Genomic DNA, 12183 nt, shown 5'->3' on the forward strand with positions numbered 1-12183 from the left:
GTGCTCAACCATGTTTTCAGTGATTTCCATCATATCTTCATAGTCGCCGTAGGCTTGGTATAATTCCATTGCGGTGTATTCTGGGTTGTGGGTTGCATCCATTCCTTCGTTTCTAAACATCCTACCGATTTCATATACCCTGTCAAAACCACCTACGATTAGTCTTTTTAGGTAAAGTTCGTTGGCAATTCTTAAGTACATATCAATATCTAGGGTATTGTGATGGGTAATAAATGGACGAGCTGTAGCTCCACCTGCTATTGTATTTAGGATTGGAGTTTCAACTTCAAGGAAGCCTCTGTTGTCCAAAAATTCTCTGATAGCAGAAATGATTCTTGATCTTTGTACAAAAACTTCTTTTACTTGAGGATTTACAATTAAATCTATATATCTTTGTCTATATCTAAGGTCTGGGTCCTTTAGTCCATGCCATTTTTCTGGAAGCATTTGAAGAGCCTTGGTTAAAAGATTTGACTCAGATACTTCTATAGAAATTTCACCTTGGTTGGTTTTAAAAACCTTACCTTCTACTCCAATGATATCGCCGATGTCGTATTTTTTAATATATTTAAAGTCATCGCCGATAACATTTTTGCGGTTTACCACTTGGATTTGGCCAAGATCATCTTGGACATCCATAAAGCTCATGTTTCCATGACCTCTCTTGGCAAGGATTCTTCCAGCTACCCTTACAGTTTTATCTTCGTATTTTTCAAAATTATCCTTGATTTCTTTTGAACTTATCCTATTTTTAAAATTAACTATGCGGTGTGGGTCTTTGCCCTCTTCCTTGAGTTCGTGAAGTTTTTCCCTTCTAATTTTAAGCATTTCATTTAAATCTTGAACGTTATCAGCCATTTTTTCTCCTTACTTAATCTTCTTAATTACAAAATACATCTTTCCATTTGGAGTTTCTACTTCTACCCTCTCACCAACCTTATGGCCTATAATAGCTTCCCCAACTGGTGATTCATTAGAAATATACCCTTCTAATGGGTTTGATTCAGCTGTTCCTACGATTTTGTATTCCACATCTTCGTCAAATTCTTCATCAAAAAGGCTAACAGTATTACCTACTCCGACGACATCAGAATTTTCTACTACTTCGATAGTCTTGGCATTTCTAATCATGTCTTCTATCTTCATGATCCTAGATTCTACTTCACCTTGCTCATTTTTAGCTTCGTCGTAGTCAGCATTTTCTGATAAGTCTCCAAAGCTTCTTGCAATTTTGATTTTCTCTGCCATTTCTGGACGTTTTTTCGTCTTTAAATATTCAAGTTCGTCTTCTAATTTTTCTAATTTTTCCTTAGTTAATATTACTTCTTTTTTCTCTGTCATTATAATCACCTAAAATTTTTTTATATTCATCTAGCAGGTCAAAAATTTCCTTGCTAGTATGTATCTTGTTTACTCTGTCCCTATATTCACTCGACATATAAAGACCCTTGATGTACCAACCAACGTGTTTGCGCATTTGATTTATAACTAATCTTTCATCCTTAAATTTAAGGGCCAATTCGTAATGCTCTTTTATTTGAGAAATTATTTCATCAAATGAAACTTTTTCATAGGAACCTTTTTCAAGGTATTCTTTGATATAGCGGAAAATAAACGGATTCCCCATTGCCCCTCTGGCTATCATCACTCCATCAGCTCCCGTCAAGTCAATTACCCTTATGAAATCTTCTGGTGTGAAAATATCTCCATTTGCTATTACTGGTATATTCACATTTTCTTTTAACTTTTTGATGGCCTGCCAATTTGCCTTGCCAGAATACATGGCCTTTCTGGTTCTTCCATGAAGAATAAGGTAATCTGCGCCAGCTTCTTCCATGGCTTTGCCATTTTCTATATAATTTATAGAATCATCATCAACACCAAGTCGGTATTTTATGTTAATAACCTTATCAGTTGACTCCCTCAATGCCTTTGTTATCTTATAAACCTGGTGGGGATTTTTCAAAAGAGCAGACCCTTCACCATTATTAAAAATCTTTGGAGCAGGGCATCCCATATTAAAGGATATTTCTTTGATATTTGTAAGAGGGTTGATTTTTTCTTCAACCACTTTTTTTATCTTGTCTATGTCTGATCCAAAAATTTGGATATTGGCATTTTTTTCTAGGTCAGATATAAACATGATATCAGCTGTCGCCCTGTTGTCAAAGGCAAGGGCATTTACCGAAACCATTTCTGTAAAAGTCTTATCACAACCATTAGTCTCACAAACTATCCTAAAGGCTGTATCAGTCACACCCGCTAAGGGTGCAAGCATGACTTCCTTAGATGTCTTGGTTTCGCTCATAAATTATCCTTAGACCCTCGAGCATGAGGTCTGGTTCTATAGTGTTGATATACTTACTTGATTGGGAAATCAATTCTGAAAAACCACCTGTAGCTATAACATTAATTTCTCTCTTATCCACGCCCAACCTTTCGACTATTTCATCTTCGATAGTTTCTATTAGTTTGTCAATCATACCAATATAGCCAATAACAATTCCAGCGTTTATGGCATCTGATGTTGATTCTGTAATGGCTGTGGTAGGCTGTTTTAGCTCGATTTTAGGGAGCTTGGCTGTTTTGCCAAAGAGTCCATCCTGAGCAATTTTTATGCCTGGAGCAATTACTCCTCCTAGGTATCTTCCATCAGATGTTACTACATCAACAGTTATGGCAGTACCCATGTCAACCACAACAGATGGCCCACCGTATTTTTCGTAGGCAGCAACTGCATCAACAATCCTATCAGCACCAACCTCGCTTGGATTTTCATAATCGATTGTAATACCTGTGTAGATATCACAAGTTACAATCTTAGCTTCCCTCTCCAAAAGTTTTCTGTTGGCTGATTCCCAGTTGTATAGAACGTCCGGTACAACGCACGAAATGATTGTATCTTCAATGTCCTTTACATCTATGTTGTGGATCATAAACATATTAAATAAAGTAGCAACCAATTGATCGCTGGTGCTGGTCAAGTCAGTTGCCACTCTAAATCTAGCCTTTAAATTTTCCTTATCGTAAATACCAATAACGGTATTTGTATTTCCAATATCTATAACCAGTAACATATATTCTTCCTTTGCTTAGTTTAACTCTTATATGATACGGTTAAAGCGGCATTTTTTCAAGCTTATTTGCCTAGTTTATACTTTCTAATAAGTTCATTTATTTCTTCTATATCTTCTTTTCTGACTCTTACACTTTCTCTGGTGTTATTTCTGTCTTTTTTAACAGCCATAACAAGCTCGCCTCTATTTGTGTCAAAGCCCCATTTTTTAAGGTCTTTGAAGCTAACAAAACCAGAATTTAAGAGCATCCCATTTTCAGCTATATATAATTTGCTGAGGGTAAAAATTATAAAAACTACAGCTAATACCATCATTACAATTGCTGTCATCATTGAATATTTATCATTAAGCTTATAGCCGTTTACTAGGTTTATCCCACCTACAACTACAAGTATTGAAAACAATACAACTTCCATTGAGCTAATTGGTCTTTTAAAAGCTTTAACCTCTGCACCTAAGGTTTTTCTGTCCATGGCTTGTTTAATAATCCTATAAATAAAAAATATTGTAATCGCCCCGTATAGGACTAGGATAATTTTATCAAATCCTTTCATTCTTTCTCCCCCTTTTTATATCTTCAAAAATAAAATAGGCCCTAAGACCTATTTTATCTCTTCAATATCCTCATAAACTGATCTTTTAACTACACCTATATAAGCTAGGTTCCTATAAAGTTGATTGTAATCAAGACCAAAACCTACTACATATTCGTTGGGTATCTTAAAACCAGTAAAATCTGGCTTAATATCTACTTCACGCCTTTCTGGCTTATCAAGTAGGGTAATAATTTTAAGGTCTTTTGGTTCTCTTTTCAAAAGAGTTTCCTTGATCTTCTTTAGGGTATAACCGGTGTCGATTATATCCTCAACAATCAAAACTTCCTTATCTTTTATATCTATGTCTAGGTCCATTAAGATTTTTACATTGCCTGAAGAATAAGTATTATTTTCATAAGAAGATACAGACATAAATTCCATCTTTGTTTCAACATTCAAATTTTTAGCAAGCTCTGTCATAAACATAACAGATCCTTTTAAAATACAGATTAGAATTAATTCATCCTTGTCAGCATAGTATTCATTAAGAGTCTTTGCTAACTGCTTTATTTTTAGGTTAAGACTTTCTTCATCAATCAGTACCTTTTCTATCAGATTATCTTTGTCAATTTTCATAATAAACCTCGATTTTTAGTATTTTTTTACTCCTAGCTGTGACCTTAAATTCGTCGCTTATCCTAAGAGAAGCTAGCCAGATTATTTTATCTTTTGATAGGATGAGAGGAAGCTCATCTCTTTTTTCCCTATCAATTTTTTGGTCAATAAAAAAATCTTTAAGCTTCTTTTCGCTCTGATGACCTAGGGGCACAAACCTATCTCCAGGTCGTCTAGTCCTCACCTTGAGCGGAAAGTCCAGCTTGTCGTAATCAAAATACCCAACATTCCTATCTTTATTGTATTTACCATTATTAATTATACTTGTTTTTAGATAAATTCCATCAAATTTAATCTCATCTTCAGCCCCTAATTCAAGTTCAGTTTTAGATTTTTCTTTAGCTGTTAATTCCTCTAGGATATAGGTCTTATAAGTCTTTTTCAAAACAAGTTTATCTTTAATTAAAGTTTTTCCATTATCAAGATCCCTTATCTTTAAAAAATCATCAAGATTTTCTTTTGATATGTCCTTAATCTCACCCTGTAAGAGTCCAATTGCCTTTCTTAAAACTCTCCTCAATAGGGCCGGGTCCATATTTTCAAACTTTTCCTTGTCAAAAATAACCTTTCCTTGACTTATTTTTACCATTTCTTTGATTTTTTCATCCACAAGCCTATCTAAAATTGTAAAGTCATCCCTTGCTAGGTCTGATAATTTAAAAATAGAATCTATTACACTTGGGTTAATTTCCTCAAGCCTAGGTATTATATCGAGCCTTAGTTTATTTCTAGTATATTCATTTTCAAAATTTGTATAATCTATGGCATAAGGAATTTTTTCTTCATCCAAGTAGGCTAAGATTTGGCTTTTTTTGATATCTAAAATAGGTCTAATAATATTTGCTGTTTTATAATCCATAGCCCTAAGCCCATCAAGACCCGTCCCTCTTATTATCCTCATCAAAACGGTTTCTGCTTGGTCGTTCTTATTGTGAGCTACGGCTATTTTGCTAGCAGGATAAGTTTTAGCAAGGTCATTAAAAAATTCATATCTAAGACGTCTACCAGCATCTTCTGGTGAAATCTTTAGTTTTTTAGCTAGGTCATCCATAGACCTAGACCTAGAATAAAAATCTAAACCTAGTTTTTCTGCTGTAGATTTTACCAAGTTTTCATCATTAGCGGCTTCTTTTCTATGGAGGTGGTTTAGGTGGGCTAGGACCATTTCAAAACCCAAATCTTTTCTTAACTTTTCTAAAATATAAATTAAAAACTGACTATCTGGCCCTCCACTTGCGCCTATGATTATGGTATCGCCCTTTGATATTAAATTATAATCACCTATGGTCTTTAGGACCCTATCTTCCATTTTCATTTGCATCTGGCTTTATTTCTGTGTCTAAAATAGGTTTTCCATCTTGATTGTTATTAGTCGTTTCCTTTTCTCCGCCATTTGGATTTGCTTGCTTATCTGAATTTAGGTCAGTTGGTTGATTTTCTTGGTTAGGGTTTTTGACAGGCTTGATTATATTTTTTTCTTCTGACTTTTCTTCGCCTTTTTTAACCATACCAAGTTTTTCCTTGGCTACTTTTTCCTTAAACTGATCAGTATTTCTCATTTCATAGTCTTCTTTAAGGCCTTTTATTTCGGTCTTCATATCTTCTAATTTTTTCTGACTTGAAATAATATCTTTATTCATAGCTTCGTTTTCCTTATTCATAGAAGAATTTAGGTAAAGAAAACCAAGGCTAGAAATAACTAGCAAAGCAAGGGCTATTCTTAAAAATCTTTTATTTTTTTGTCTTCTTTTAGAAAGGTAGGAATCTTTCCTCGCCCTTCTCTTATTTTTAGCCATCTATTACCTCGTACATATCATCTGCATTAGTCTTTTTAGCACCTTCAATAAGGTCAAGAACCCTCACCTTTAGGATTGACTTTCCAAAAGTGATTTCTACTATATCATCTTTCTCTACTTCAATTCCAGCTTTGGCAATCTTGTCGTTGATTTTTACACGCTCATTTTCACAAGCTTCCTTAGCGACTTGCCTTCTCTTGATTATTCTTGAATTTTTTAAAAATTTATCTACTCTCATACCCTAACTGTACTTTTACGTCTACAAATATTCAATTTAGCCAAATTTCTAATAATTAGTATAATTGACTTATGAAGTACATCCTCCATATCGACTGCGATGCTTTTTATGCATCATGCGAAGAAATCAGAAATCCAAAACTAAAGAAAAAACCAATGGCTGTGGGTGGTCTTACAAATAAGTCAATTATTACAACTGCCAACTATGAGGCAAGAAAATTTGGTATCCACTCTGCCATGCCTGTTTTTATGGCAAGAGACCTTTGTCCAAATTTAATCCTTGTTAAGGTTAATCATCCTTATTATAAGGATAAATCTATCGAAGTTTTTAGTCTAGTTAGGCAATACGCTCGAGTTTTTGAACAAGTTTCTATAGATGAAGCCTATATAGAAGTCGACCTTGAAAATCCTTTGGATTTTGCGAAAAATCTTCAAGAAGAAATCCTTACTAAGACTCATATTCCAATTTCAATTGGGATTTCCTATAATAAATTTCTCGCCAAACTTGCCTCCGATTGGAACAAACCTTATGGAATTAAGTACATAGGTAAAGATGATGTTGGGGATATACTCCCAAACCTACCTGTTGGCAAGGTGCATGGTATAGGTAGGCGTGCTACCGAAAAGCTAAATAGGATTGGAATTTATAAGGTGGCTGACTTATTAAAACTCGATAAGATATTTTTGGAAGAACTTTTTGGCAAGGGTGGGGATTATATTTATGGAGTCATCGGAGGTATTGATGAAAGACCAGTAAATCCAACAAGGGATAGAAAATCCATTGGTAAAGAAAGAACTTTCAGCAAAAATACTAACGAAGTTGAGATTTTAAAGAAATATTTAAGAAAAATTTCCGATTTAATTGAAATAGAAATGATAAAAAAAGATATCCAGGCTAAAACTGTTTCGATTAAGCTAAAGGATGAGAATTTTAGAAACCAAACTAGGTCTCTTACCCTCCAAGAACCAATTTACCTGGCTAATGATATTTATGATGAAGCTGTAAATCTCTTAAATGAAGTCTTTAAGGGTGAATACATTAGACTAATTGGCATTTCTTTGTCAAGCTTATCGGCTAGAGATATGAACCAGCTCAGTTTTTTATAAAAATAGCCCGCAAGCACAATAAGCTGCGGGCTTTTAATTTTTATTCTTGATCTAAAATTGATTCTTGGGTGGCTTCTTCTTCATTTTCTTCTTCTAGTGGTGGTAAGTCTTTTTTGAAAGCCGCCCTTACTTTTTCGTCAATTTCCTTGGCGAGGTCAGCATTTTCTTCTAACATTAGCTTAACATTTTCCCTACCTTGACCAAGTTTTTCTTCATTATAAGAGTACCAAGACCCAGCTTTTTCTACTATATCAAGGTCTACAGCTGTATCTAAGAGAACACCAGATTTTGAGATTCCCTTACCATACATGATATCAAATTCAACTATTTTAAATGGTGGTGCCACCTTGTTTTTTACGATTTTAACCCTGGTTCTTGAACCAATTGAGTTATCACCTTCTGTTATTGTCTTAATTCTCCTAATATCAAGCCTTACTGATGAATAGAATTTGAGGGCACGTCCACCTGTGGTTGTCTCTGGATTACCAAACATAACACCGATTTTTTCCCTTAATTGGTTGATGAAAATTACGGTAGTATTTGATTTGGCAATAATACCTGTAAGTCTTCTTAGGGCCTGGCTCATAAGTCTCGCTTGGAGTCCCATATGGCTATCTCCCATCTCTCCTTCAATCTCAGCCTTTGGTACAAGGGCTGCAACAGAGTCGATTACAATAAGTCCTACTGCCCCACTTCTAACAAGACTTTCTGCTATATCAAGTCCTGCTTCTCCAGTGTCTGGTTGAGATAAAATCAATTCATCTATATTAACTCCAAGATTACCAGCGTATTCTGCATCAAGGGCATGCTCAGCATCAACAAAGGCACAAGTGTCACCAAGTTTTTGTGCTTCTGCTATTACATGGAGGGCTAGAGTTGTCTTACCAGAAGATTCTGGACCATAGATTTCAATAACCCTTCCTCTAGGAAGTCCACCGATTCCTAGGGCGATATCAAGATTTATTGCCCCAGTAGGTATAGCATCTATAGCTACTCTTGGTGCCTCACCCATCTTCATAATTGAGCCTTTGCCGTACTTCTTTTCTATCTGCTTAAATGCCTGGTCAAGGGCCTTTTTCTTGTTTGCGTCCATATACACTCCTTATACACTTAATGTCTTAATATTTTTATATATCTTTTTTTATTAAAGTCTAATTTCTTGTCCTTACCATATTCATGGCAAAAATTACAAATTGAACTACCACCATTAGGATAAGTCCAAGATTAATCTGCTGTAAATTAATCACAAGGGGCACCATCAAAAACAGTATTCCTCCAAAAATTACTATATTTGAGCTAAGCCTATCTTCCATATAGGATAATTTTCTGTGGGCATTTAACAAAATCAAACCCGCTATAAGTAAGCTAGCCAGGAATAATACGGGAAAAAAATTCCCATAGCCCCAGGTCATTGGTGATACAAAATTAAACTTTTTTATAATTATAGTCGCTCCATCAGACATAAATCTCTGATGAATAAAATTACCAAAAAAGGCTGCAAGGGCTTGTAATACAATAAGTATTAACTCCGCTCTAATTAATTTTTTGCCTTTATAGTTATTCATAAATTCTCCTATTTATCAGCCTAGATATTTTCTAAATCCAAAACTTTTTTATTTTTAATTATATAATCAAGTCCTGATATAAGTGTCAATATAACTGCCAAGTAGAAAACATAAATACCAAATTTATTTAAAACATCATTATGAAGGAGGAGTAAAACTAGAGAAATCATCTGACTTGTAGTCTTTGCCTTGCCCCACATAGAAGCAGCAATTGTTATACCCATATCAGCAGCTAGTGTCCTAAAACCTGTTATAATAAGTTCTCTTGAAATGATTATAATAACTGCCCAAGCTGGAATTATACCAGCTTCAACTAGGACTATAAAGGCTGCCATTGTAAGAACCTTGTCTACAAGAGGGTCTACAAATTTGCCAAAATTTGTAATTAAATTTCTAGACCTGGCAAGGTAACCATCAAGAGCATCTGTGAGAGAGGCCACCATAAATATTATAGCAGCTATATTGAAACTTGTACCATAGTAATAAAAAGCAAGTACAAAGATTGGAATCATAACAAGTCTAACCATTGTTACCTTATTTGCTATATTCATCATTTACTCCTATTAATTTTCAAAATAAGTTCTATCAACAAGGACTCTACGAGGTTTGCTTCCCTCATAGCCTCCTACTATGCCCTTTTGCTCTAGCTGATCAATTATCCTACCAGCCCTAGCATAGCCGATTTTAAGCTTTCTTTGAAGCATAGATACAGAAGCAGTTTGTTCAGCCACTATGACCCTTATCGCTTCATCTAATAATTCATCCTCATCTTCAATGTCTGCACTTACATTTTCTTCTACCTTTTCAATGGCTTCTTCATTATAAGATGTTTGGCTGTTTCCCTTTATATATTCAACAACATTTAAAACTTCTTCGTCTGAAACAAAGGCTCCTTGGATTCTTAAAGGCTTCATAGAATCTGATGAGGCATAGAGCATATCGCCCTTGCCAAGAAGTTTCTCCGCCCCTTGCATATCAAGGATAGTTCTTGAATCTATCTGGCTAGTTACAGCAAAGGAAATCCTTGAAGGAATGTTAGCCTTTATAGTACCTGTAATTACATCTACAGTTGGCCTTTGAGTAGCAATAATTAAATGAATACCGCAAGCTCTTGACTTTTGAGCAAGCCTTGTGATGTAGTCTTCTACCTCACTAGCTGCAGTCATCATTAAATCTGAAAGCTCGTCTACAATTACCACTATATATGGAAGATTTTCCATAGAATCGTCAGTCTCAGCTGCTCTTTTATAGCCTTTGATGTCCCTAACGTGGTTTTCTTCGAAGAGTTTATACCTTCTTTCCATCTCAGAAATCGCCCAAAATAGAGAAGAAGATGCCTTTTTAGGGTCAGTAATAACCGGCATTATCAAGTGTGGGATTCCATTATAAATTGAAAGCTCAACAACTTTAGGGTCTATCAGCAATAGCTTGACTTCATCTGGGCTATGTTTATATAAAATAGACATAATTATAGTATTGATACAAACTGACTTACCAGATCCAGTAGCCCCTGACACCAAAAGATGGGGCATTTTTTCAATGCCTGAAATTATTGGTTCACCAGAAATTGACTTACCCATGGCAAATGGAATAGCATACCTTGTCTTAATAAACCTGGTTGATGAAATAATTTCCTTAAAACCAACTACTTCTTTTTTATCATTGGCAACTTCAATTCCAACATGTGATTTGCCAGGAATTGGCGCTTCTATCCTAATTCCTGATGTAGCAAGGCTTAGGGATAGGTCATCAGCCAAGTTTACAATTTTTGATACCTTAACACCCCTAGCTGGTTTTAACTCATAACAAGTAACAGTTGGTCCTACATCTATTTGAACGATTTTGCCCTCAATTCCAAAAGATTCTAAGGTTTCCTCAATAATTTCTGCCTTTTGCCTTATCTCGCTATTATCTATCCCTCCATCAGCATTAATATCTTTTAGAAGATTAATAGACGGATAGGAATAATTGGCAAATTCTCTCTTTAAGTCATAATTAAGGTCGGCAAACTCTACCTGCTTAGACTTATAATCTCGTATTAACTTTTCATCTTCCCTATCTTTTACACTTATTTTTTTATCTTCGCTCTCCTCGGTTTTGATAAGGCTTTTCTTAATCGCTTTTCTTGGAGGATTTTGAGCAGAAGAATTATTTATCCTAAGACTTGGAATCTTATCTTCCTTTTTATTTTCTTTAGCCTTTCTAGCCTTTGATTCAGCTATTTTTTTCCTTATATTTAGGTAGGCTTTTTGACTTAAATGGTTAATGCCAAGACCTAAAATTATTAACCCATCTCTCATTTTCAAGAAAAATTCTTTATAAGTATAGGGACTTACATTTATTATTAGAGAGCCAATTAAGGTAATATATAAAATATAAAGCCCAACATGGCCAATAAAACTAAGGGTATAAAAGCCAACAAGACCTCCAACCCAACCTCCTCCTAAGTTTCCCTTAAAAGCAGAATATTCAACCGACCAGGCGAGCTCATTTCTTATATAATCTTTTGATAAAATCGCTAGAGTCAATAGGTAAATTCCGTAAATTAAAAGCATACGGTTAAGGTTAGACCTAAACTTTTCCCTATATACCAAATAAAAACTTGCAAATAATAAAATTGGAAAAGCTAGACTTAGTTTACCAAAGACACTTTCAAAAAATCTTGCCAAAGTATAGCCAATAAGGCCCGTGCTTGACGATAATATAAATATAAAAATTAGGGTAGATGCAACCATGACCATCATAGAAAATCTTTTAAGGTCGAAAGATCTTTCCCTAAATTTTATTTGTTTACTTTTATTAGGAGATTTAATATTAGACTTTTTTCTTATTCTCCCAGAATTCCTGTTTGTCATATCCACCTCACACCTATATTATATGGTAAATTCATTAAAAATAAACTATATACCTTTACTATAGTGCACCAGTAAATTCCATATAAGAAACACCCCGTCTTTGGTATGCGTCATATAGACTGGAAAAACAATTAAAAATGTTGCATATCAATTTCGTGGGGTGTTTTGTTTCTTAATACTTTCATCTTATCTTTTATCTTTTAAATCTTCTACTTTATCATTAAATTCTTTTAAATCTTCTTTAGAAAGTTGCCATGTCAATGGTCTTGTAATCATGGGTATTCCCTCCATTGTAATATAAGGATAATTCTCATAAATATAAAAATCTATCTTTG

The 12183-nt window shown here is 34.6% G+C and carries 14 protein-coding genes; 1 reads left to right on the forward strand and 13 read right to left on the reverse strand.

Annotation, left to right across the window (positions count from 1 at the left end; translation table 11 throughout):
* From RQ893_RS05565 to RQ893_RS05605, 9 genes are all read right to left on the reverse strand, one after another.
* On the reverse strand, positions 1–858 hold an 858-nt coding region (locus RQ893_RS05565; RefSeq protein WP_311482062.1), incomplete at its 3' end, for an amino acid--tRNA ligase-related protein.
* A 9-nt stretch (positions 859–867) separates the two neighbouring features.
* Positions 868–1341, reverse strand: a complete 474-nt coding sequence (gene greA, locus RQ893_RS05570) for a transcription elongation factor GreA (protein WP_311482063.1) — start codon at positions 1339–1341, stop codon at positions 868–870.
* Positions 1310–2308, reverse strand: coding sequence for a tRNA dihydrouridine synthase DusB (dusB, locus tag RQ893_RS05575; RefSeq protein WP_311482064.1), 999 nt, complete (start codon positions 2306–2308; stop codon positions 1310–1312). Before dusB ends, greA begins: the two co-directional genes overlap by 32 nt.
* On the reverse strand, positions 2286–3077 hold the full coding sequence (locus RQ893_RS05580; protein WP_311482065.1) for a type III pantothenate kinase: 792 nt from the start codon (positions 3075–3077) through the stop codon (positions 2286–2288). Before RQ893_RS05580 ends, dusB begins: the two co-directional genes overlap by 23 nt.
* A 62-nt stretch (positions 3078–3139) precedes the next feature.
* On the reverse strand, positions 3140–3631 hold the full coding sequence (locus RQ893_RS05585; RefSeq protein WP_311482066.1) for a DUF986 family protein: 492 nt from the start codon (positions 3629–3631) through the stop codon (positions 3140–3142).
* 48 nt (positions 3632–3679) lie between these two features.
* On the reverse strand, positions 3680–4249 hold the full coding sequence (gene hpt / locus RQ893_RS05590) for a hypoxanthine phosphoribosyltransferase (RefSeq protein WP_311482067.1): 570 nt from the start codon (positions 4247–4249) through the stop codon (positions 3680–3682).
* The gene (tilS, locus tag RQ893_RS05595; protein ID WP_311482068.1) at positions 4239–5609 is read right to left on the reverse strand and encodes a tRNA lysidine(34) synthetase TilS; all 1371 of its coding nucleotides are present in this window, start codon (positions 5607–5609) and stop codon (positions 4239–4241) included. The genes hpt and tilS overlap by 11 nt, the downstream gene beginning before the upstream one ends.
* Positions 5587–6084, reverse strand: a complete 498-nt coding sequence (locus tag RQ893_RS05600; protein WP_311482069.1) for a septum formation initiator family protein — start codon at positions 6082–6084, stop codon at positions 5587–5589. The genes tilS and RQ893_RS05600 overlap by 23 nt, the downstream gene beginning before the upstream one ends.
* A complete protein-coding gene (locus RQ893_RS05605; protein ID WP_311482070.1) occupies positions 6077–6322 on the reverse strand; it encodes an RNA-binding S4 domain-containing protein in 246 nt (81 codons plus the stop codon). Before RQ893_RS05605 ends, RQ893_RS05600 begins: the two co-directional genes overlap by 8 nt.
* Positions 6323–6393: 71 nt before the next feature.
* Here RQ893_RS05605 and RQ893_RS05610 point away from each other — a divergent pair, with 71 nt between their 5' ends.
* A complete protein-coding gene (locus RQ893_RS05610; protein WP_311482071.1) occupies positions 6394–7428 on the forward strand; it encodes a DNA polymerase IV in 1035 nt (344 codons plus the stop codon).
* A 40-nt stretch (positions 7429–7468) separates the two neighbouring features.
* Here RQ893_RS05610 and recA read toward each other — a convergent pair whose 3' ends face one another.
* The 4 genes from recA to RQ893_RS05630 are packed head-to-tail and all read right to left on the reverse strand — an operon-like array spanning position 7469 to position 11848.
* Positions 7469–8521, reverse strand: a complete 1053-nt coding sequence (gene recA / locus RQ893_RS05615) for a recombinase RecA (RefSeq protein WP_311482072.1) — start codon at positions 8519–8521, stop codon at positions 7469–7471.
* Between the two features lie 58 nt (positions 8522–8579).
* On the reverse strand, positions 8580–8993 hold the full coding sequence (locus tag RQ893_RS05620; RefSeq protein WP_311482073.1) for a hypothetical protein: 414 nt from the start codon (positions 8991–8993) through the stop codon (positions 8580–8582).
* A 20-nt stretch (positions 8994–9013) separates the two neighbouring features.
* The gene (gene pgsA, locus RQ893_RS05625) at positions 9014–9544 is read right to left on the reverse strand and encodes a CDP-diacylglycerol--glycerol-3-phosphate 3-phosphatidyltransferase (RefSeq protein ID WP_311482074.1); all 531 of its coding nucleotides are present in this window, start codon (positions 9542–9544) and stop codon (positions 9014–9016) included.
* A gap of 12 nt (positions 9545–9556) precedes the next feature.
* Positions 9557–11848: a DNA translocase FtsK gene (locus RQ893_RS05630; protein ID WP_311482075.1), complete on the reverse strand. Its 2292-nt coding sequence runs from the start codon at positions 11846–11848 to the stop codon at positions 9557–9559.
* Positions 11849–12183: the final 335 nt, after the last annotated feature.

Origin of the sequence: uncultured Anaerococcus sp., from assembly GCF_963510915.1 — a bacterium.
Classification (GTDB): Bacteria; Bacillota; Clostridia; order Tissierellales; family Peptoniphilaceae; genus Anaerococcus.